This is a genomic window from Clostridium yunnanense (assembly GCF_016595795.1).
In the GTDB taxonomy this organism is placed as follows: domain Bacteria; phylum Bacillota; class Clostridia; order Clostridiales; family Clostridiaceae; genus Clostridium_AR; species Clostridium_AR yunnanense.
The window spans coordinates 156,228-179,993 of the sequence record NZ_JAENHN010000053.1; the positions used below are offsets into that span (position 1 = coordinate 156,228).

19 protein-coding genes are annotated in these 23,766 nt (G+C 30.7%); 6 read left to right on the top strand and 13 right to left on the bottom strand.

Annotated features, from left to right (window positions below; genetic code table 11):
- Window positions 1-137 precede the first annotated feature (137 nt).
- Window positions 138-1,220 carry an undecaprenyldiphospho-muramoylpentapeptide beta-N-acetylglucosaminyltransferase gene (locus tag JHL18_RS20330; protein WP_274600981.1) on the bottom strand — a complete coding sequence of 361 codons (1,083 nt, stop codon included), beginning with the start codon at window positions 1,218-1,220 and terminating at the stop codon, window positions 138-140.
- Window positions 1,221-1,454: 234 nt separating this feature from the next.
- Here JHL18_RS20330 and JHL18_RS20335 point away from each other — a divergent pair, with 234 nt between their 5' ends.
- On the top strand, window positions 1,455-1,637 hold the full coding sequence (locus JHL18_RS20335; RefSeq protein ID WP_200272637.1) for an alpha/beta-type small acid-soluble spore protein: 183 nt from the start codon (window positions 1,455-1,457) through the stop codon (window positions 1,635-1,637).
- Window positions 1,638-1,677: 40 nt separating this feature from the next.
- On the opposite strand, the gene recJ is transcribed toward JHL18_RS20335, so the two are convergent.
- The 7 genes from recJ to JHL18_RS20370 all read right to left on the bottom strand — a co-directional run bounded on the left by recJ (window position 1,678) and on the right by JHL18_RS20370 (window position 12,702).
- The gene (recJ, locus tag JHL18_RS20340; protein WP_200272638.1) at window positions 1,678-3,456 is read right to left on the bottom strand and encodes a single-stranded-DNA-specific exonuclease RecJ; all 1,779 of its coding nucleotides are present in this window, start codon (window positions 3,454-3,456) and stop codon (window positions 1,678-1,680) included.
- A gap of 11 nt (window positions 3,457-3,467) precedes the next feature.
- On the bottom strand, window positions 3,468-4,679 hold the full coding sequence (locus JHL18_RS20345) for a M16 family metallopeptidase (protein WP_200272639.1): 1,212 nt from the start codon (window positions 4,677-4,679) through the stop codon (window positions 3,468-3,470).
- A 57-nt stretch (window positions 4,680-4,736) separates the two neighbouring features.
- A complete protein-coding gene (locus tag JHL18_RS20350; RefSeq protein WP_200272640.1) occupies window positions 4,737-5,297 on the bottom strand; it encodes a DJ-1 family glyoxalase III in 561 nt (186 codons plus the stop codon).
- Window positions 5,298-5,312: 15 nt separating this feature from the next.
- Window positions 5,313-8,243, bottom strand: a complete 2,931-nt coding sequence (locus JHL18_RS20355; protein WP_200272641.1) for a DNA topoisomerase IV subunit A — start codon at window positions 8,241-8,243, stop codon at window positions 5,313-5,315.
- Between the two features lie 17 nt (window positions 8,244-8,260).
- The gene (locus tag JHL18_RS20360; protein ID WP_200272643.1) at window positions 8,261-10,213 is read right to left on the bottom strand and encodes a DNA gyrase/topoisomerase IV subunit B; all 1,953 of its coding nucleotides are present in this window, start codon (window positions 10,211-10,213) and stop codon (window positions 8,261-8,263) included.
- A gap of 552 nt (window positions 10,214-10,765) precedes the next feature.
- A complete protein-coding gene (locus JHL18_RS20365) occupies window positions 10,766-12,178 on the bottom strand; it encodes a glycosyltransferase family 2 protein (RefSeq protein WP_200272645.1) in 1,413 nt (470 codons plus the stop codon).
- A 257-nt stretch (window positions 12,179-12,435) separates the two neighbouring features.
- Window positions 12,436-12,702: a DUF1294 domain-containing protein gene (locus JHL18_RS20370; RefSeq protein ID WP_200272647.1), complete on the bottom strand. Its 267-nt coding sequence runs from the start codon at window positions 12,700-12,702 to the stop codon at window positions 12,436-12,438.
- A gap of 185 nt (window positions 12,703-12,887) precedes the next feature.
- Between JHL18_RS20370 and JHL18_RS20375 the strand changes: the two genes are divergently transcribed.
- Both JHL18_RS20375 and JHL18_RS20380 read left to right on the top strand, forming a co-directional pair.
- Window positions 12,888-14,234 (top strand): hypothetical protein, encoded by a 1,347-nt coding sequence (locus JHL18_RS20375; RefSeq protein ID WP_200272649.1) that lies wholly within the window; start codon window positions 12,888-12,890, stop codon window positions 14,232-14,234.
- A 156-nt stretch (window positions 14,235-14,390) separates the two neighbouring features.
- Entirely contained in the window at window positions 14,391-16,025 is a 1,635-nt protein-coding gene (locus tag JHL18_RS20380) for a hypothetical protein (protein ID WP_200272651.1), read from the top strand.
- A 127-nt stretch (window positions 16,026-16,152) separates the two neighbouring features.
- Here JHL18_RS20380 and JHL18_RS20385 read toward each other — a convergent pair whose 3' ends face one another.
- The gene (locus JHL18_RS20385) at window positions 16,153-17,298 is read right to left on the bottom strand and encodes an aminotransferase class V-fold PLP-dependent enzyme (RefSeq protein WP_200272653.1); all 1,146 of its coding nucleotides are present in this window, start codon (window positions 17,296-17,298) and stop codon (window positions 16,153-16,155) included.
- Window positions 17,299-17,319: 21 nt separating this feature from the next.
- Window positions 17,320-17,595 carry a putative Se/S carrier protein gene (locus JHL18_RS20390; protein WP_200272655.1) on the bottom strand — a complete coding sequence of 92 codons (276 nt, stop codon included), beginning with the start codon at window positions 17,593-17,595 and terminating at the stop codon, window positions 17,320-17,322.
- 245 nt (window positions 17,596-17,840) lie between these two features.
- On the opposite strand from JHL18_RS20390, the gene JHL18_RS20395 reads away from it, so the two are divergent.
- Complete coding sequence (locus tag JHL18_RS20395) at window positions 17,841-18,455, top strand: hypothetical protein (protein ID WP_200272657.1); 615 nt, start codon at window positions 17,841-17,843, stop codon at window positions 18,453-18,455.
- Between the two features lie 199 nt (window positions 18,456-18,654).
- On the opposite strand, the gene JHL18_RS20400 is transcribed toward JHL18_RS20395, so the two are convergent.
- On the bottom strand, window positions 18,655-19,515 hold the full coding sequence (locus tag JHL18_RS20400; RefSeq protein WP_200272659.1) for a hypothetical protein: 861 nt from the start codon (window positions 19,513-19,515) through the stop codon (window positions 18,655-18,657).
- A gap of 407 nt (window positions 19,516-19,922) precedes the next feature.
- A complete protein-coding gene (msrA, locus tag JHL18_RS20405) occupies window positions 19,923-20,396 on the bottom strand; it encodes a peptide-methionine (S)-S-oxide reductase MsrA (RefSeq protein WP_200272661.1) in 474 nt (157 codons plus the stop codon).
- Between the two features lie 370 nt (window positions 20,397-20,766).
- Here msrA and JHL18_RS20410 point away from each other — a divergent pair, with 370 nt between their 5' ends.
- Both JHL18_RS20410 and ytaF read left to right on the top strand, forming a co-directional pair.
- Window positions 20,767-21,612, top strand: coding sequence for a C1 family peptidase (locus JHL18_RS20410; RefSeq protein WP_200272663.1), 846 nt, complete (start codon window positions 20,767-20,769; stop codon window positions 21,610-21,612).
- A 249-nt stretch (window positions 21,613-21,861) separates the two neighbouring features.
- Window positions 21,862-22,509, top strand: a complete 648-nt coding sequence (gene ytaF / locus JHL18_RS20415) for a sporulation membrane protein YtaF (protein WP_338025492.1) — start codon at window positions 21,862-21,864, stop codon at window positions 22,507-22,509.
- A gap of 199 nt (window positions 22,510-22,708) precedes the next feature.
- Here the strand turns inward: ytaF and JHL18_RS20420 are convergent, their stop codons facing one another.
- Window positions 22,709-23,695, bottom strand: coding sequence for a Gfo/Idh/MocA family protein (locus tag JHL18_RS20420; RefSeq protein ID WP_200272667.1), 987 nt, complete (start codon window positions 23,693-23,695; stop codon window positions 22,709-22,711).
- Window positions 23,696-23,766: the final 71 nt, after the last annotated feature.

Genomic DNA, 23,766 nt, shown 5'->3' on the forward strand with positions numbered 1-23,766 from the left:
TTATTCTTGCAGAGCACAAACCAGTATAATACCACCTATTTTCATTACAAAATCCCTTATTTCCTTGTTAATGCTAATTATTCTATTTTAACGAACTATTTTTTAAATTTTCTCTCAATTCCGCATTTTTAAAAAAATTATTTTTTCTCTGCAACGCAATTCATTATTACTGAGATTATATTAGATACTCCATCCTTACCTTTACTCTCACGCATGCTACTTATATACTTATTTCTATCATTATTTAATATTTCCAATTTCTCTAAAAGTTTCTCTTTGTTTAGCTCCTCATCTTCTATAACAATACTATATCCATTTTTTTCAAACGACTTCGCATTTAGAACTTGGTCTCCTCTACTAACCTTTGCTGATAACGGAATAAGAATATTAGGTTTCTTTAAAGCAAGTATTTCAAATATCACATTTGCCCCTGCTCTTGAAATAATATAGTCAGCAGCATTCATTAAATGAGTTAGCTCTTCTGAGACATACTCAAATTGAGCATATCCTTTTATCTCCTTATAAGACGAGTCAAAATTACCCTTTCCACATATATGGATTATGTTGTATTTTCCTAGTAGCTCCTTTAATGAATTTCTTATAGTTTCATTTATCGCTTTTGACCCGAGACTTCCGCCTATAACAAATAATACCGGCTTATTATCATTAAAGCCACATATCTTCTTCCCTTTAATAGCACTACCTTCAAATAATTCTTTTCTAATAGGTGTTCCTGTATAAACACCTTTCTTATCTTTTATATAATTTAAACTTTCTGGAAAAGTTACACAGAGTTTACTACAAAATGGAGCAGCAAGCTTATTAGCAAGTCCAGGAGTTATATCTGATTCATGAGTTACCACTGGTATCTTTTTTATCGATGCGGCTATAACAACAGGGACAGTAACAAATCCTCCCTTAGAGAACACTATATCAGGTTTTTCTTTCGTTATTATTTTATAAGCCTCTACCATTCCTTTTACAACCTTGAAAGGGTCCGAGAAATTTTTTACATCAAAATATCTCCTAAGCTTGCCACTAGATATCCCAAAGTACTCCATATTAGAGGAGTTTTTTATTATATCTTTCTCTATTCCATCTTTACTTCCTATGTATTTTATATCAAAGTTTTGTTTCATAAGCTCAGGTACTAGTGCCAGATTAGGAGTTACATGCCCTGCAGTTCCTCCACCAGTCATAATTATTTTATATTTTTTCAAAAAATCATCCCCTTAAATTTTTCCCTAATTGAATTATAACCATCTATATTATATTAAAATCAGCTTAAAAGATGAACTAGATTTTAAAATATAAATTTAATTAATTACTATTATTCCATAAATCTTATAATATCAATTTATAACTTTAAGGACAAAATATTGTTGTATCATTAATATAGAATCATTAAATCGTCACAAATTTAATTTAATAAATTTAGATAGGAGATAAATTTTATGGCTCAAAAAATATTAATACCAGAAACTAAAAATGGTTTATCTAAATTCAAATATGAAGTAGCAAACGAATTAGGGGTTCAATTTTCAGACTATAACGGAACTGTTTCCGCGAACCAATGCGGCAAGGTTGGAGGAGAAATGGTAAAAAGAATGGTTGAACAGTATGAGAAAAGTCTATAATTTGGAAAATCAAAAGGGATACGATATATTGTACCCCTTTTTAACATAGTCTAATACTTTTAATTATTGCTTGAATACTTCTATTGCCATTATATTCATTTATTGAAGGATAAAAAAGAAAATCCATTTTAAAGCTACAAAATGAAGTATCTAGAATACTAAGAAACTCATTTTCTCCATATCTATCTATGAATTGTTCTTTAAATTCTTCATATTTATTAAAGCAGATTCCATCCATGCTATAATTACTACCTAGCATTTTAAATCTAAACTTTAATATATTCTTTTCCTTCCCTATAGCCCATATTCTAAGAGTTTCCACAGATTTTTCTCCAAACAAAGGAGTACTATTCCCTTTCCCAAATGGTTCAAGTTTCTCTAATTCATCCACAACCTGTTCATTTATATATCCTAAAGGAAGTCTCAAGTCGATTCGAACTTTTGGAACTATATCTTCATCTTTTAGATTACAGTTTTGCAGCAACTTTTCTCTAAGTTTCGGTATATTTTCTTCTTTAACAGACAATCCTGCTGCCATTGGATGCCCACCAAACTTATCTAACAATTCTTTACAATTTGATAATTCCTCAAACATATTGTACTCATCTATGGATCGTCCTGATCCTTTGGCCATTTCTTTTCCTCTCGTCAAAACCAAAGCTGGAACATTATACTTTTCTCTAATCCTACCAGCTACAATACCAGCAATACTTTCGTGAATTGTATCATTATAAACTACTAGCACCTTATCCTTCTCCATATTATTCCGTGAGATTTGATCTTCGATAAGCTCCACACTTTCACTAGTCATTTCTTGTCTTCTTTGATTTAATTCATAAAGCTCTTTTGCAAGTTCAGATGCTCTATCCTTCTCATTTGTAATAAGAAGCTCAACTGATAGATCTGCAGTTTCTAATCTGCCAGTAGCATTTATACAAGGCCCTATTATAAATCCAAGATGATATGCGCCTACTACCTTATCTTCCAGATTAGTTTGCTGCATCAAAGCTTTCAACCCTATATTTCCAGTATTATTAATACGTTTTAAACCTTCTTTTACTAGTATTCTATTTTCATCTATTAGATCAACCACATCACACACAGTAGCTATAGCCGCAAATTCAAGCAAATCATAGGACTTATTTTTAGGAATACCCAAAGCCTCGTATAAGCACTGGACCAATTTAAATGCAACTCCAGCACCACATAACTTCTTAAATGGATACTGACAATCACCTCTTTTAGGATTAACAACCGCATCTGCATTAGGAAACCTTTCAATAAAGGTCCCATCTTCCTCTTTAAAAATAGGAATATCATGGTGATCAGTAATTATTACATCCATACCTAGCGCTTTAGCTAAATCAACCTGCTCAAAAGCAGCAATTCCGTTATCACAGGTTAATATCAACTCATACCCTTCTTCTTTTAATTTCTTTATTCTATTACTATTCATTCCATAACCTTCATCTTCTCGATTAGGAATATAATAATCATAGTTTGCATTACAGTTTTTCAAAGCATTATTAAGAATTACAGTACTGTTAACACCATCGCAATCATAATCTCCGTATATTGCAATTTTTTTATTATTTTCTATAGCAAGCTTTATCATAGCTACAGCTTTATCCATATCTTTCATAAGGTGACCATCATACAAGTCATCTATCTCGCCATATAAAAATTTCTCAGCTTGCTTCACACCGGTTATATCTCTGTTTACCAACAGTCTCGCAGTGAATTGACTTATATTTAATTCCTTTATAAGTTTATTTGCATCTGCAATTCCTTTATTTATTAAAAGCCAATTTTCACTCATATATATCTCCATTACCAAAGTATTTGCTTTGAAGGATTCACAAATACTTTTTTTATCACTCTAATTATATCTTTATTATTAATTTCGTATTCAAATTCTAATTCATCAAAAACCATTTTACTTCTTTTATACATAAGCTCATATATTGCTAGTCTATTTGCTAGCACGATACTTTTCTCTAAGTCTAGAGCTCGTTTAAGTTTCAATCTCTTTATTAAATAATTAATATCATCTTGTGTTAGAGTCTCAAAATCGCCAACTGCATTATTAACAATCAAATCTATAATGTTAAGGCATTTATCCACACTATTTTTAGATGTACTACAATTAATAGAAAACAACTTAATATTCGATTCGTTTTTCACAGCACTGAATATCTCATATGCTAATCCACCTTTTGTTCTAACCTTATCAAACAATCTAGAACTTACCCCTTCACCAAACCACATATTAAATATTCTAAGAGCTTCTACTTCTTTTGTATCTAGCATGCTTATATCATATATATATTGTATTTTTGCTCCATCAAATCCACTAACTTGCTTGTAATGAATATCAGATTTTATAGATTCATTATTAGCTAGTTGTTTGCTGTATTCTCCTTTAAAACTAGAGAATATGTTATTTACTATTGACTTAATATTGTCAAAAGAAATGCTTGTAACCACTGATATGACACAGTTTTCTGGCACATAATATTTTTTATAAAATCTCTTTAGCTCATCTATATCTATTTCCTTTATAGAAGCCTCAGTGCCGATAATAATATCTTTCAACCTTTTTCTCTCATATGAATTATAGAATAGCTCATCTTCACAATACTGGCTAAAATCTTCCTTCCATTCATTAAATTCTTGTAGTATTACATCTATCTCTTCCTTAAATCCCTTCTCACTTAAAGCAGGATTTAGTATTATATCTGAATATAACGAGAAAGCTTCAACAAAATCTTCATTTGAGGAAGTTCCGTAATAAATACAATATGGAAAATTTGTCATTGCATTATTAAAACCAAAAAGTCTATCGCATTTTAAATTAATTTCATCTTCATCTAGCGTAGCTGTTCCCTTAAACAGCATATGTTCAAGTGCATGTGCTGTTCCAAGCTTAAAGCCCACTTCTGCATTAGCACCAGCTTCAAATCCAATACAAAATGAAGTCAAATAAGATTCTCTATGTTCATATAATAGCCTAACTCCATTATTTAAAACAAACCTTTCCATAAAAACCTCCAAAAGAAAATTTAAAAGTTCCTAGAGGATCCCCTCTAGGAACAAATATTACTTTTTAAGTAAAAAATTGAACATCATACCTTCTTTTAAATCAACAGCTTCTTGCTCATAACCTAGTTTCTCTAAAAGTTTGAAGGCAAAAGGCAATGTAGTAGCCGGCCCTCTACTTGTTATTATATTTCCATCGACCACAACTAGTTCATCTTTATAAATGCAATGTTCTAATTGCTTATCAAAAGATGGATATGAAGTTATTAACTTTCCATCAATTATTCCTGCTTTAGCTAAAACTATTGGCGCAGCACAAATTGCTGCCACAATCTTTCCAGAAGCATAGTAATCCTTAACAAGCTCAATAACTCTTATATTCTCTTTAAGGTTAGAAGCTCCTGGCATCCCTCCTGGCAAAACTATAGCATCATAGCTATTTAAATCTTCACTTTCTAAAGTCATATCCGCCAACACTAATATATCATGAGATCCAGATACCTCTTTATCTTTAATGCTGCATGTTTGACACTCTACATCTGCTCTTCTAAGAACGTCAACTACAGTAAGTGCTTCAATTTCTTCAAAACCTTCCGCTAGTAACACCAATACCTTCTTCATATAACTTCTAACCTCCTATTTAAGTTGCACTTCTTTAACATAATCATTTTGCAGTACAACAATTAGACAATTCCCTCTACCAGCTCTATTTTGTGCCTTGATATCCTCTAACATAATTTCTTTTTTGTCACCATTATTTGAAACCAAAATAATTTTCTCAGCTTTAGCCATTTCCGCTGCAATTTCATTATAACTCTTGTTATTTTTACTTTCAACAACCGACTTTAAAACCGATCCAAAAATAACAGAATCATCTTCCTTTAAGCTTATCCCTGTTACTCCAGATGCAACTCTCCCCATAGGAGAAACATTTTCTTCAGAGAACTTTATAACCATACCCTTTTTAGTTACCATTAGAACATCTGAATTACCTACGTTTTTATAAACCTTCACCGCAACCAATTCATCATCATTATTTTTTAATTTGTATGCTACTTGATTGCTGCTATTTCCTTCAAATTCCTTCATTATCGTCTTCTTTACTAACCCATTCTTTGTAAAGAACATTACAGACTTTTCCTCATTAAAATCTTTTTCAGAGCTTAAGCTCAAGATCACTTCATCTTCACTAAATCCATCTACTAGCATTCTTATATTTATCTCATCTGAAATGTTTTGTATTAAATAACTCGGGATTTTGTACACATTACCCTTAGATGTAAATATCAAAATCTGTTCATTTGAAAGTGTAGCAGTCTTCATAAAGACATCTTTTAATGCTTTCTTATATATTTTCATATTTCCTTTTTTATTTACACCAATTATAAAATCAGCAAAATTGTATTCATCTATATACTCTATTTCTACAACTTCGTCTTCTTGGCTTATAGGGCTCAACGGAATTCCCATTATATTTCTATCTACAAGCTCTAATTCAGGCTCTTCAACTTGGAAGTCTAAACCTCGCTTTGTTTTTAAATGAATAAACTTGGACTCTTCTTCAAGTTCTACCAACCTTACATCTACAAGCTTTTCATTTTCTTTTAATCTAATAGCCAAAAGTTTAGAGTATGCTGTTATGAATTTATCCATGGATGTCTTCTTTATAACTGCCTTCGAAGTCATAAACTTGAAGCATTTACTTGGCATAAAATTATCTACTGATAAGGCCATTATTATCTTTTCTTCATCTATAGATAATACCTTTATAATTTCATCAATTCTTTCCCCCTTATCCTTCCACTTGTACTCTGGTATAAGGTTACACTTAGCTTGATACATATTACCCTTATCAGTGAAAAACAATATATTATCCTTTGTGTTAGAATTAATACAATATTTAAGGTAATCTCCTTCTCTGTATTCAATATCTTCAGGATTTGAATTTGATCTATTATAAGACTTCAAAGGTACTCTCTTTATAAATCCATCATTTGATAGAGTTACCATAACATCTTCAGCTATTATAAGTTCCTCTATATCTATTTTTGCTTCACTATCATCTTCGATAACTGCAGTTCTTCTAGCACTAGCAAATTTATCAGTAACTTCTTTTAGCTCTTCTTTTACTACCTTTAGAAGTTCGCTTTCATCACTTAATATTTTTCTTAATCTTTTTATAATCTTATCTAGTTCTTTATGTTCCTTTTGGAATTCTTTTATTTCAAGACCAGTTAACCTATAAAGCATTAACTCCAATATAGCTTCAGCTTGTATTTCACTAAACCCAAATCTATCTATTAGATTTATAGAAGCATCTTTTTTAGATTTAGAAGCTCTAATTGTTTCAATTATTTGATCCATTATATCGATAGCCTTTATAAAACCTTCTACAATATGGAATCTCTTTTCTGCTACTTCTAATTCTCTTATAGTTCGTTTTGTAACAATATCCTTTTGATGGTTAACATAGTGACCTATTATGGTCTTTAGTCCCATTGTTTCAGGTTTACCATCTGCAAGAGCAACCATATTAAAACTTATATTACACTGCAAGTCTGTCTTTTTAAATAAATACTTAAGCACCTTATCAGCAATATTTTCATCAGCATTTTTTCTAAGTTCAATTACAGCCCTGATACCCGTTCTGTCAGATTCATCTCTTATATCCGTTATTGCTTCCAAAGCCTTGGCATGCCTTTTATCTCCAGTCATCTCAGAAATAAGTTGAAGAAGCTTAGCCTTATTCCTTCTATAAGGAAACTCAGTTATAACAATACCAAATCTTCCATTTTCTAATTTTTCAATAATTGTCTTAGCTCTTAGAGTAACTTTTCCTTCTCCTGTTTCATAAGCAGAAAGCATAGAATTTTTACCTATTAGTATTCCTCCCGTTGGAAGATCTGGCCCTTTTATATAGTTCATTAATTCTTTTGTCGTTATCTCCGGGTTTTCTATGTAAGCTAATACGCCATCCGAAACTTCTTTAAGATTATGAGGTGGTATATTTGTAGCAAGACCTACTGCTATACCGAAAGCCCCATTCACCAAAAGGTTTGGGTATCTACTAGGTAATACTTTAGGTTCCAACTCAGTATCGGAGTAGTTAGGAACCATCTCAACTATTCCCTTATCAATATCTCTTATCATTTCCATAGCGATAGGTGCAAGCCTTGCCTCTGTATATCTCATAGCAGCTGCACTATCACCATCAATAGATCCCCAGTTACCATGTCCATCTATAAGTGGTTCTCTAGTAGAAAAGTTTTGAGCCAATATTACCATTGATTCATAAACAGAAGAGTCACCATGTGGGTGAAACTTACCTAAGATGTCTCCAACTATTCTTGCAGATTTATAATATGGCTTATCAGGAAAAGCTCTTAGAAGGTATGCACCATAAAGAATTCTCCTATGAACTGGCTTTAAACCATCTCTTACATCAGGCAAAGCTCTATCTCTTGCTACCTCAACTGCATACGGCAGGTAGTTATCAGGCATAGCTTCTTCTATAGCTATAGGAATTATATTATTATCCTTAGGAATTGCTTCATTCTTTTTTGCCATTTAATTACTCCCCCTGTCTAAAACTCGGCATATTTATAAAGATACTTCTTACGTGGCTCAACAACATCTCCCATAAGTAAAGAAACCATTTTTTCAGCCTTCGCAGCATCATCTATATTAACCTGATATAGTGTTCTTGTCTCTGGGTTAAGTGTTGTGTCCCACAACTGTTCTGGATTCATTTCTCCAAGACCTTTATATCTTTGTATCAAAGCACCTTTTCCTATCTTTTTCTTTGCCTGCTCCAATTCTTGGTCACTATAAGCATATTGAGAGACTTCTCCACTCTTTGTATTCTTATAAACCTTATACAATGGTGGCTGTGCGAGATAAAGATGTCCATTGGCGATCAAAGGTCTCATATATCTATAAATGTATGTCATCCACAAAGTTCGGATATGATATCCATCAACATCAGCATCACTCATAATTATAATCTTATCATATCTTAAATCTTTTTCTTTATAATTATCTAAAGTTCCAGTACCTATTGCTGCATTGAATATTTTTAATTCTTCACTAGCAAGTACATTTTCTAGTTTCTGCTTTTCGGTATTCATTATCTTTCCCTTTGATGGCATTATAGTCTGAAATCTTCTGTCTCTAGCCTGTTTAGCAGACCCACCAGCCGAATCTCCTTCCACTACTATAAACTCAGTTTGAGTATTATCTTTTAAAGTACAAACTGCTATTTTTCCAGCTAGAGGCGCAGCACCTTTTCCTATCTTTTTCTTTTCTGCTTCATTTATTTTCCTTATCTTCTCTCTTCTAGCAGCAGCATCAAGAGCATTATTAATTACAGCTGTAGCTATTTCTTTATTATCTTCAATCCATTCAGAAAATCTGATATATGCTAGCTCATTCATCATTGTGTAAGCTTCATTATTACCAAGCTTAGTTTTAGTTTGCCCCTCAAACATAGGATTAGATATCTTTATTCTTACTATTGCAGTCATGCCTTCTCTTAAGTCATCACCTTCAAATTCCTTATCTTTTTCTTTAACTAATCCAAGTTTTTTAGCCCATTCTTTATAAGCCCTTGTCATCCCTGTTTTAAATCCTGTTTCATGAGTTCCAGCTTCAGTTGTAGGTATATTATTCACATAGCTGGCTATATACTCAGTTGATGAATCAGTAAATTGTATGCATGCCTCACCATACATGTTTATACCATCAATCTCTTTTTCACCCGAAAACAAAATTGGCTCCTGGTGAATAGGTGTTTTACTCTCATTAAGATATTCTATAAAATCTAATAGACCTCTTTCTGAATAGTACTCTTTTATTACACTTTCTTCTTTTCTATCATCAATAAATTTCAGCTTTATTCCTTTATTCTGAAAAGCTAACTCTTTTAATCTCTCATCTATTACATCAAATTTAAAATCCGTATTAGAAAAGACTTCCTCGTCAGGCATAAAGGTTACTTTAGTACCAGTCTTATCACTCTCACCTATAATCTCTAACTTAGTTACAGGTGTACCAGGCATAAGCTTTTTTAATTGCTTATCCATTGCATACTCAAATCTTTGTCTGTATATCTTACCATTCTGATAAACTTCAACTTCTAGCCACTTTGACAATGCATTTACTACAGCTGCTCCAACTCCATGTAGTCCTCCAGAAGTCTTGTAATTTTTATTATTGAACTTACCTCCAGTGTGAAGTTCGGTATACACCATCTCTACACCAGATTTTTTCTTAATAGGGTGCATCCCAGTTGGTACTCCTCTTCCATTATCAAGGACTGTTACGCTTTTATCTTTATTTAATAATACAATTGCTGTATCTCCAAATCCATTTGTTATTTCATCGATAGCATTATCAAGAACTTCCCATACACAATGATGCAGCCCTTTACTACCAGTAGACCCAATATACATTCCGGGTCTTATCCTAACTGGTTCAAGTTTTTCAAGTGACGTAAGATCTGTAACATCATAACTGCTATTTAAAATTTCCTTCTCCATTATTCTCCTCCAAAGCAATTAATACCTATATAACACACTATATTATTCTTTCGTATCCTGTATTTTAATTCTTGAATTATTGACACAGAATTCAAGCTTCATTTTAATAGGCAAACACACCTATATAAATATTTCTCTTCCTCATTATCAAAGTATAAATACTTTAAGAAATTATGTCAAACATTTGTTCGCATATATGTATTTTTATTAATTCTATACATTCACCACATCATGTAATTGTAATTAATATTTCAACTATTATCAAGATAATTGTAATAATATTGAATTTTTATATATTTCCAAACCGTAATTCTTCTTAACCTTTCCTATATTATTGAATTTTTATATAAGCCACTTTCATTTATTTATATCTATATTTTCAAAACTCCCTTAATAATTAGCTAGTTTAAAACAGTATCTTAAATGTATCAAAATTATGTTATTTATTAGATTTCAGTTATTTTAACCCTCAATAAGATCAATTTACATTTATTAAGTTAATTTAAACACATTAATAACAAAATACCCAATGCTTAAGCATTGGGTATCAATCTATACATCATATATTCCAATTTGTCTTACATGTTTAGTGTGTGACCACTCTTTGTTATTTTTATTCATTATTCCTTGTATTGTTATCGGTACCCAAGTTAATGTGTATATTGCATATAGAAGGTATCTAAAGAACAGCAAAGTAGCTTTCTTACCCATTGTAATCATAACAGCAGCTATGAATCCAAGAGTAAACACTATATTTACTGATGCTATAAATGTAAAGTCCTTAGTCTTTTCCATAAATTCTATAAACGCTGGTAAAACCAAAACATTTGTTGAATATAAAAGTAGAACAGCAAAAAATTTCTTTGTAAGCTTTCTATCTGCTATAAGTATAAAAGGAGTTAATAAAAATTGAAACATACTAAAGCTTCTCCAAATCCATATACTATCCTCAGAGAACATTTGGTCCATTGTAAACAACCCTATTCCAAAATTACTTTGGATAACTGTAAGACAAAGTGACAATGCTACCATCAAAGTCATAAAAGGCTGAGCAACATAAAGTGCACAATCAAAAGCTACAAAATCTCTATCTTTAACCGCCTTTTTTATAAGCCTAACAAAAAATCTCGAAGCTACATCTGAGAAACCTTGCATCCATCTCTTTCTCTGATTCCATGAATCTTTTAAAGTAAGAGGTTTTTCATCAAACACTATAGCATCGTGAGCCCAACCTACTTTTTCTCCATTTAGTACTAGTTTACAAGTAAACTCTAAATCTTCAGTAAGGCATGTTGCACCCCACCCTAATTTTTTGAGTATTTCTACATCCACTGCGAATCCTGTACCGCCTATTTGATTAGATAATCCCAGATTAGCTCTAGCTAATTGAAATGCTCTATTTGAAGACCAAAAGGATATAGAGTAACTTTGAGTTATCCATGAATCTTCTGGGTTCTTACTGTCTAGATATCCCTGTACAACCTTGTATCCTTCACACATCTTTGAATTCATTTCTTTTATAAAATTAGGTGAAACTAAATTATCAGCATCAAATATTGCTATAGCATCATACTTCTTGTCCATCTTGAATATCTTATCAAACATCCATTCAAGTGCGTAACCTTTACCTCTTTTTTCCTTATTCATTCTTTCAAAGACCTTAGCACCATGTTTTCTTGATATCTCTGCAGTTGAATCAGTACAATTATCTGCAATTACAAAAATATCATACAACTCTTTTGGATACTCTTGATGTTTCAAGCTTTCAATAAGATTTCCAATAACCACTTCTTCATTGTGAGCAGCAACTATCATAGCAAATTTTTTATTTGGAGTATAGTTTTTCTTCTCTTTTCGTCTATATAGCCCAAACAAGCTTAACATTAAATAATACAAAGTTAGTGTGTAGACTACGATTTGGAATACTTTGGTTGCAGCGGTTATATAATAAACAAAATTCCCCATGTAATTCACTCCCATTTTTTATTAGTACTATATACTGGAATTTGTATCTTATAACAATTAAATATCAAAATTTTCGATTATAAATAAAGTTCAAAATCCTTATATACTATATTTCAATAACAAGAAAAAATCAAGTCTATTTGTATATTAATATTTATACTTTTTAATTTTAAAGCGGCACTGTGTTTGCACATAAAAAATGTAATCGTTTATTTATTGACACTTTCATGTTTTTTCATCTTTTAAATGCAAAATTCTTATTTCCCAAAAATATTTTTCCCAATAATTATTAATATTATTTGTACACAAAATAAAAATGGTAGTCCATATTTAAAATACCAATGCTTAGTTTTATGTCTAAATAAATTCATTGATATAATTGCCCCTAAACTACCTCCCGCTATAGCAACCAAGAACAAATTTTTTTCAGAAATTCTCCACTTACCTTTTATTGCCCTTTTCTTATCCATATACATAACAAAGAACCCTATAAGGTTTATAAATAAAAAATAATATACTATCATCTTTACTCCTCTATAGATTTAGCACTTCAATCTGAAAATATAAATTTTATTATGAAACGATACATCCATAACATTATTTATATTGCTTATGTGCTAAATACTTCATCTATATCATAATTTTATATTAGGTAAAAGTTTGTAAGTTTTCAGATTGCATATCCAAAATAATAGATTGTGGTGATTTTATGAATAATAATAAGTTTTTAGTTATTAATTTTAACAAAAATATTTTTTACATAAAACTTAAAAATGCATCTATAGAAATATTTAATTCTACATTCCATAGGACAATTCAACAGAATGTAGAGATGTTCGATGTAAAATATAGTCCTAATTTTATTTTTATACTATTTCTTACCTTTGATTCTAAGCTAGGACTAATAAAACTCAATATTTCACAATTAGATGACATAATAATTCAATGGCTTAAAACATCAAGCTATTCATATAGAAAGATGGATTTCATATCACTAGAAATTACTAAAACATCAATCCACTTTTTCTATAGGTTATCTAATTTAAAAAATACTATATCATATATTTACCACGGAATTGTGTCAAATAGTTGTCAATCATACGAATTATGTAAAATTAATTCCTTAAAATACTCATGTCCTTTATATACTACTTTGTTAGATGATAAATTAATTTTATTAATATGTGAAGACTATAACAAAAATACTTATTCTCTACGAGAGATAGATGACAATAACTCAATTAAAATTAAATCTTTCGATATCCCTAACGCTTTTGCTGTAAATGTTTTGTCTGCCGAAAACGAAATTATCATTTTCTATAATAAAACCTTAAACAAAGATATTTTTCTTTTTCAAAGATCAATTACTTGTTTTCAAGACAAATTTCTTTTTTCCGAGGAAAGTCAGATTAATGTTAATGTATCTATAACAAAGCCTATGCTATCCTTTTACAACAACAAATTTTATCTAAATTGGTCTGCTGGACTTAACTTTTATATCACAACCTCATATGACCTCAAAAATTGGACAAGTGTAGTTACTATTGAAAATAATAACAACAACATCGCAGCAACGATATTTAAGATTTCCTCTACTTTTTCTGTTTTTAACGGCTTTATATCAGAAAAAATCTTTGCGAAATCACTATTTTATAATGAACTTCTAAAGAATGATGAAGTTCCAAATCCCCCAATTGCAATACCTTTAATTACAACTACTACAAGTACAGATACAAAAGCCAATTTTGATACTACTGAAAATACTGTAACAAAAAACAATGATAAATTTACTAATTATCTACTATCTATTATAAATTCACTTACTTTAAAATATCTGAGACTTCTTCATGAAAAAGATAAGGAGATTGATAGCTTGAAAACCTCTCTTAATACAACCAATAAACAGTTTGAGAAAAGAGTATCCAGATTTGTTGGTCTTAATATTAAAACTAGAAAATACTACGAAGATTTGATATCAAACTTATTAAATGTAATAGATGATAAAAGTAAAATTATAGATGAATTATTAAGGCTTAACAATAAGAATAATAAGTAAAACAAGTACTATCTCATTGTTGTTACTGCATATTCTATATTAATAGCTTTATCAGCTTAAAATGCAAATTCTCTTAGAGTGATATCTACATTTAAAGTCATTTAACTTTTAGTTTGATTATTATTAATATATTAGTATGGAGGATGTAATTATATTATGTTAGCAAATAAATATAACGAGTATGCCTTAGAAATAGGAAATTCTATTTGGTATTTCTATCAGAACGAATCTCAAGTTTGCCTTAGAACTTTTGATGATAATGGCTTCGGGAATGAAAGGGTTATCATTGACAGTTGTAAAACCTTACTTAGTGTCATATTGACAAAAAATGATGCTATATATATTTTTACTCAGAATCTTAGTAATAGCATAATCATGCATTGCATGATTGATGAAAACTTAACAAGTTCAATAATTACCAATAACCATTTAGCCAGCGATTACATACAGATAATTTCACTTAATAATTATTTAAATATTATTTATTCAAAGACAACAGATAATACTACATTTTTATACCACAGACTCATTACATCAGATTTAAAACTTACTTCCCCACTTATGTTAGATATAATTGATAACTCCATTCCTTATTCGTTTATATCGTGTACAGTAGGTAATAATATATACCTGTGCTATAACAAAAAAATGAAAAACAGTTGTCTTGGCTTTAGAAAATACGATGCTGTTAAAAATAATTGGGAAGGTTTTAACATCTTAGATACCTCTTACCTGCCTATTGAAGACTACTCTTTTATTGTAGCTGATGGAGAAGTACTATCCTACTGCTATAAGATTAACAGCCAAAAAAGAGGCCAGCTTAAATATGGTTACGGAATTCCTACAAATATGGTTAGGAGCTCCGTAAATAGTAATTCTAGATTACTAGCCTGTTCAACAGCTTTTTTTCACGGCAAATTCTTTTTCACATCAGTGACTGACCAAGTAATATCAACTAAAATCGTAGACTTCTTAAAAGGAGAATCCGGTTCTAACAATATCCAACTTGAGACAAACAATGTAATATTTAAAGTAAACTATCAAACCAATAATCCAATGATAGTAAATAATATATTCTTTTCAAAGAACACCACCGGCAACTTGATTCTTGGAAGTTCCTACTATTTCAATATTTCCTTATCAGACAAAGAAAGATCTGATGATAGCGCAGATACAATTAGCGATAACTCATTGAAAATGAACGCATTAAAATTAATAGAATACGAAAAACAGCTCTTTGAAAAACAACAGCATATAAATACACTTGAAAACACCATCAAGGATTTAAAATATAAAACTACTCTCAACGAAGATAAGATGAAAAATTTATCAAAAGCAACTAATATAAACGATGAAGAAAACTTAAAACTAAAAGCAAACATTGCATCTTTATATCAAAACTTACTAAACAAAGAAAATAAAATAAGTGATTTAGAAAAAAGACTTGCAGATAAACATAGTTCCGTCTCCACATATAAGAATAAAATAGAAGAGCTTAATAAGGTAATATCTAATTTAGATAGTCAAGTAAATGCATACAAAAACAATTCTAACTTTACTCAACCACAAACTTCAACATCTTCCGAAGCTAATCAAATAGCTGCTTTAACCAAAACAATTGATACCCTAAAAGAACAGTTAACAAGTAAAGATAAAACTTTATCCTCCCTTACTCAAAAGAACTTAGAACTTCTTAATCAAGTAAATAATTTAAATAGCGCAATAGAAGAACTTAGCGCTAAGCAAAAGAAATCTTCATTTATAAAACGTATATTTAATGACGAAGAGTAATATCGTAAATAACCTTATCCAATACGGTACATCTTTATATCAAAGCCTACAATTACATCTAAAACCACGAATTAAGAGGAGTGGCATTTGAGATAAAAATCATTGCCACTCCTCAGATTTTTATATGTTATATACTTTTTTGTCCATACAATTCTTTTATTGTAGCCACTAACTTTTCTACGTCTTCTATTGTATTAAAATATCCAAAACTTGCTCTAACTGTACCTAGATTCTTAGTTCCTATTATATTATGTATAATAGGAGCACAATGATATCCTGTACGCAAATATATATCTCTACTATTAAAAAACTCCCCTATTTCTGAGCTATCATAGCCATCTACATTGAAAGAGACTACGGGGCACTTCTTTTCACAATCATTTTCTCCATACATAGAAATATATGGCAATTTTTGTAGTTCTGTTGTTAGATATACAGCTAATTCTTGATCATGTTTCCTTATTACATCAATACCTATCTTTGAAATAAAATCTATTCCAGCACCAAGTCCAACAATTCCTGGAGTATTCAATGTACCGCTCTCAAATTTATCAGGCATAAAATCTGGTTGTTCCATTATATTGGAATTACTACCAGTGCCTCCTTCTTTAAAAGTATCAACATTAACTGAATCTCCTATATAAAGCCCTCCAATTCCTTGCGGCCCATATAAACATTTATGTCCTGGAAAGGCCATAATATCAATATTCATCTTCTTTACATCTATATTAAAAACCCCAGCAGTTTGAGCTGCATCTACAATAAATATAAGATTATTTTTTTTTGCTATTCTCCCTATTTTCTCAATATCTTGAACAGTCCCCAAAACATTTGATCCATGGTTTATTATCAATGCCTTAGAGTTTATCTTTATATTTTTTTGTAGTTCATCTAAATTTATATATCCTTTTTCATCAACAGAAACAATTGATACTTCAACTCCAATTTCCTTTAGCTTTCTTAAGGGCCTATATACAGAATTATGCTCAATAGAAGTTGTTATTACATGATCCCCACTCTTTAATACCCCTTTAATTGCTATATTCAACCCTTCAGTAGTGTTACTAGTAAAAATAACATTCATAATATCATCTATATTGAACAATTCACTTATCTTTTGCCTTGTATCAATTATTTTCATCTCACACTCTAGTGATAATTTATGCGACCCTCTCCCCGGGTTTGCACAATATCTTTTCATACAATCCAAAACAGAATCATAAACAGATTCTGGCTTTGGAAAAGATGTGGCGGCATTATCTATATAAACCATATTAACCTCCCTTATATTTATTTAAATATCAAGCTCAGAGTAATAATAACGTCTTGTACTATCATTTAGAGATCTTCTATATATCCCCTGAATATCAACTTTATTTTGCTTTATTTCATTTACTATAGCATTTAAGTCCTGTTCTTTAATCTCTATTGACCGAGCACAGCCTGCTGATATAGTACAAGGGGTTTGTATCATAACCACATTGTATTTTTTATTTTTTAATATCTTATAAAGATTTACACTTTGACTAGTGGAAGAAAAAGCTATTATACATACATTTAAGTCTCTCATTGAATTCACCCGCTATAAAACAATTTAATATAATATATTCGAATAAGCACAAAAATTGCACTGCTTATTCAAAATAAAGTTTCAAATTAGCTTTTTCCTAGACGTATCAATAGAAGCTAAATATATTCGACTTAAACTTTTCTGCTATATTTGTTAAAACCTTTTCTTACAATTACATTAGTAACCAAAATACGACAAATATCATAATATATAATAGATTTACATGAAAGGGAGGTTTTTAATTCATGGCTACACCTTTTTTAATTAATACTCCAACTAATTTCGTTTCAATAACAGGTACAGCAGATATTCCTGTTCCAATTCCTGCAGTAGCCGGCATTGGAACACCAGTTACCATAGGTAGTTTAACATTACCTTTAACAACAAGAGGCAATAGAGTCTTTATAGAAGGTACAATCCCACTAGTATTTACTGCATTAGCAGCTGTTGCTGCTGTTGGATCAGTTGATGTTGTTTTAGAAGTTTTCAGAAGTGCAACCTCAACTACTCCAATATTCAGATCTAGACAAACTATAGTTAGCGGATTAACTCTAGCAGTTGGCGCAGTAATTTATGATGTTCTACCATTCCAATTTGTTGATGATCCAGCTACTCCACTTTGCGCAGGTTCTACTGATTATTTCTTTAGAGTTACTGCAATCACTGCTGGAATCGTAGTTGCTGCAGCTACTTTAACTGTTAATAGTGTTGCTCAAGGTCTATTCTTCAATATAATTGCTGAAGAAAAACCTGCTGTTTTACTAAACCAATTTACTAGTTTTACAGGTATAACACCTACAACATCTATACTCCCAGTAATACCACCTATAATACCAATAATACCACCTCTAGTACCATAAACTTACTAGGACTGCTTTTGGGCAGTCCTTTTTTACTATATTCACATAAAAAACTTCTAAAGCCGTTGAAATATATAGGTTTGACTAACTCAAAACTTTACATTTTACTTTATAGTATAGGGTTCCATTACGAAAACTTAAGTTGGAACCCTATAAATAAAAGTGCCAACATATTTTAAATATGTTGGCACTCTTAATTCTATAAAGTTGTTGGTGGATCAAAATCTTCAAATGGGAATGGCAAGCTATTAAAGAATTCACATGGATCTCCAGTAATAGGTTCACATTCTGGTATATCACAGTCTCCACTTGAGCTAACTGTCATATTAACTATTCTGTAAAGTTTAATAATTGTAAATAAACCTATAACAACATCAGCATGGTATTCAACTGTTCCTGGAATACTTTCATATATTCCAATTATTGGTTGTTGTAATGGATTAGCTATAGCTTGAACAAGTGCATAAGGTAAGTTGCCAACATTTACATATGTTGACTGTGGGCTGTATAAAGTGTTAGTTGTAGTTATTGTCTGTTCACTAGCTTCTCCACCAAATAGACATAAAGTTTTTGTGTAAGTTGTGAAAGCACAGATGCTAGTTATTACAGTTGCTGGTTCTCCAGTTACTGTTAAAGTTACTGGTATTACTAATCCAGATGCATCAAGCAAATTAATTGCATACGTAAAAGTATATACTATTGTTACGTCATAAAATCCCTCTTGCCCAAATGCACTTGGGTTCACTGTAACTCTTATATCAGATACTCTAAACGATCCTGGTACAACCCTTACTGATGCTACTGAACTATTGAAGGTAATTATTTCACCTGGAGCGATTGGTCCTCCAACTATTACACCACCGCTAATTGATCCTGCCTCTCCTAATCTAGATGAAGTTATTTCAATTGCTCCTGGAGGTGGTGTTAAAACTGTACTATCGAATGGTCTTAAGCAATCTTGTTGTCTGCATTTTCCATATACTCTGTGAGCTATTATACATTCATCGCTGATTGGTGAAGGGCATGGAGCCATTCCTTTTACCTCAAAATTTTCTTGCATAATATATCCTCCTATTCCATTTTACGTTAGACACTTCAATAATATATTATGTTGCTAATATAAAAGTGTTCTTATTACCTTGTGATATAGCATAATTTTGCTAATTTTTTTATATTTTACTTTAATTTGCACAAACAGGTAGTCAATCACAAAACCGCCTTTGCAAATTACTAAGTACTGTGAATAAATCTGTTATCATTTAATATCTTTTATACAGTAAATTCCTACTGAAATTAATGCTTACACATAATTACTGATTCGTTCGGTATATAATATTCAACATGGCTACCAAGTGTTATCTATAATTTGTAAAAATTTAAAATTTTTATAAAAAATTTTTTTAAAATAAAATCCACTATTGATTCTATTTGATAGAATTAATAGTGGACTCTAAATAAATTAGCTTACTAATCTAATTTTATGTGGCAGTAGCCACCTGGGTTTTTCTTTAAATACTTTTGATGATATTCCTCTGCATCATAAAAACATTTTAGTAGTATTATTTCAGTTACAATAGGTTTATTATAATTTTTTTGCTGTTCTTCCTTACTTTGTTCAATCACCTTCAAATCATGTTTATCAATGTAATAAATTCCAGTTCTATATTGGTGCCCTATATCATTTCCTTGCCTGTTAATCACTGTGGGTTCTACTATACTCCAGTATTCATCTAGCAATTGATTTAAAGATATAGCTTCTTCATCGTACTTTACATAGCAAGCTTCTGCATGACCAGTAGTTCCTGTACATACTTGTTCATAAGTAGGTTCATTTTTTTCTCCATTTGCATATCCAACCTTAGTTTCTTTTACACCATTTTTTCTAGACATAAATTCTTCTACGCCCCAAAAACAACCACCTGCAAATACTATTTCTTTCATATTTACACACCCTCCTTAATCCTATATTTTATATATGATTTTCTACCCAATGCTAACTTATGCATAACTCACTGAATCTCGCAACCTAACTTGTAATAAATATCAATTAATTATAATTACATTGTACAAAAAAATAGATTATAATCCAATATCTTTACCTATATTTGTGTTTTTTTGACTTTTTTCTATTTCAAATTACACTTTTCTTGCATATATGTATATGAGAGAAATAATTACAGATTTCCTAACTCAACAATTAATTTATACATGTTAAAGTTCATAGGTGTGCAATTTTCGAACAAGTATAAATTAAGTTTCCATACAGGAACTCTATACTTACAAACTATTTCTTTACTAAGGAGGTTTTTTTATGCTACATCATAGATTAGGCTGGATTCCTGATTACAACGACATAAATGATTATACTGAGGATACTCCTGAAGTCAAAGCCATTATAAAAAACATTTATGCATCAAGTAAAAAAACTGAAGAAAGTCCACCAAGGTTTATTGATCTCAGAAATTGGTGCTCACCAATAAAAAATCAAGGACTAATCAACTCTTCTACTGCTGAAGCATTGGTAAGTCTAATTGAATACTTTGAAAATAAAGTCTTCGGCAAAAACACTAATGGTTCATCTCTTTTTGTTTATAAAAACTCTAGATCAATTTTAGGAAACATCGGAGATACTGGCGTATCATTTCGCTCTGCACTAAAATCCTTAATTCAATTTGGTATGCCTCCTGAAAGATATTATTCTACAAGCTCTAATAAAATTGATGAAGATCCAAAGGCCTTTTGTTATGGTTTTAGAGATGATTATAAGGATTTGATTTTTTTCAAACTAGATGTAAACAAAGATACTGAGAATATTCTTCAAAAAATTAAAGAACTACTATGTTTACAACTTCCATGTATTTTTGGTTTTTCCGTATACGACTGCATAGCTTCTGCAGAAGAATCAGGGGAAATATTATTCCCGAATTCCCGTAATAGGGTAATAGGTGGCCATTCAGTTATGGCCGTAGGTTATGACGATAAATATTTGTCAATTAATAAACTAACCGGACATTCTAGCTTAGGGGCCTTAATAATAAAAAACTCATGGGGTGAAGACTGGGGTGAAGATGGCTATGGTTATCTTCCTTACGAATATATTTTAAAAGGACTCGCCAAGGATTTTTGGTATGTTTTGAAAAAGGACTGGTTTTTTTAAATCAACCTATCCCTTGTTAGACTAACTATGTATCCTTATTACAGAAAATTTCTATTTGTGCTTGTTCGAAAATCATGTGATTTAGTGATTTTCGAACATTTATAAAATCCAATTTTAAAATTACAAACTGTTATATATAAACTTAGCTACTAAACCTTTAACAACAATGCTTTAGTATATACATATTTTTATTTTGAATCGCAATCATTAATACCTGTAACATATATTCCTTCTTTTCAATATATTGAAATTAAGTCACAAAGGAGGGATAACATGAATTTACTAGCAATAATACTATTTGTTTTTACAAGTAGTATAGATAACTTTACTGTAGCTCTAGCCTACGGAGTAAAGAATATAAAAATAAGCTTTTTTAGTAATATAGTCATAAGCATAGTTTCTTCTTTAGGTACTTTTATATCAATGTCTTTAGGTTTAGCTCTTGCAAATTTACTTGCTCCTCATACAGCCAATATTATTGGTAGTACTATTTTACTGGTAATTGGATTATGGTTTTTATATGATTATTATAGGTCTCTTAAAAACATACAATCAGCCAACCTATCGGATTCTAGTAGTAAAAGAAGCTGCATGAACCTACTAGACAATCCCGAAGCAGCTGATTTTGATCATTCTGGTACAATTGATTTAAAAGAATCTTTTTCACTATCAGTAGCTCTAGCAATTAACAATGTAGGACTTGGTATTGGTGGAAGTATAGCAGGTTTAGATATTACTAGAACCACCTTATTCACCTTTATCTTCAGTATAATTGTTATTCCAATTGGCATGTTTTTAGGTAATAAGTTCCTAGCAAAAAAATTAGGTAGTGCCGCACCATTAATTTCTGCGTTAATATTAATAGCTTTAGGCTTATTTGAACTTGCACTAACTTAAAAAGATAAAGTCTAATGTTTTTAATAGATACTACTATATTTTAAAAATAGTAAAACACCAATTTAAAAATTTAAATTGGTGTTTTATAGATCAGTAACCTATAAATGAACCACTTCATAATTAAATTTATATTTTCAAATTCTCCTCTCAGAACCCAGAGGAGTTTTGAAAATAGATTTCGGATTGAAGTGCTTCATCTTTATTTAGTATCAGCAGGGAATTTCACCCCTGTTTGACTTCTTATCTCATCTACTACATTCATCACATTTAGTGAATGTTCATGAGAGTTAACCTGGGATTGAATTTTCCCTTCATTTATGAGATTAATAAATTCTTCTGCTTCATAGAACATATTATCTTCTATCTGAGGTACAGTCAAAACTTCTCTTTCACCATTCCTATAAATTATTTCAATATTTTCTGGAGATCCTATCTTATCTATAATCATTGTTCCATTTTCACCTTGTATCTCACTTGGTGAATAAGAATAAGCTATCTTTGAGTGCATTATAACAGCATCCATATCATCATATTTTGCTATTACTGAGCCTTCTCCATCTACACCAGATTTCAGAAGATACGCAGATGCAGTTATTTGTTTTGGAACTCCGAAAAGCTTTACCATTGGGTGAACGCAATATATCCCTATATCCATGATTGATCCATTTGAGAAACTTGCATCGAAAGTATTGACTCTTGTTCCAGATTTATAGGTATCATATCTTGATGAGTACTGACAATAGTTTCCCAAGTATCTTCTTATTTTTCCTAACTTATAGATATTTTCTTCTATAACTTTAAAATTCGGAAGGAAATGAGACTTTAAAGCTTCCATCAATACAACATTATTTTTTATTGCCTCTTTTATCATAGATTCTACTTCCATTGAGTTAGAAGCAAATGCTTTTTCACATATTACATGTTTTTTATTCTTAAGAAATAATATTGACTGTTCGCAGTGTAACGAATTAGGACTTGCTATATATACTGCATCTATAACATCACTTTGAGCCATTTCTTCTAGTGATGTGAAATAAGTTATTTCATCATATATCTTACCAAATTCCTTAGCTTTCTCTAAATCACGTGAATAAATAGCTGACAGCTTAAAATCCTTTATATTACTAGCACCTTTTATAAATGCATGAGTTATCCAACTTGTACCTATAACACCAAATCTAATCATGTTTTCCTCCTAAGGTTAAAAATCATAATATATACTTTATCTCATAAACAGTTAAAAGCACCAACATTATT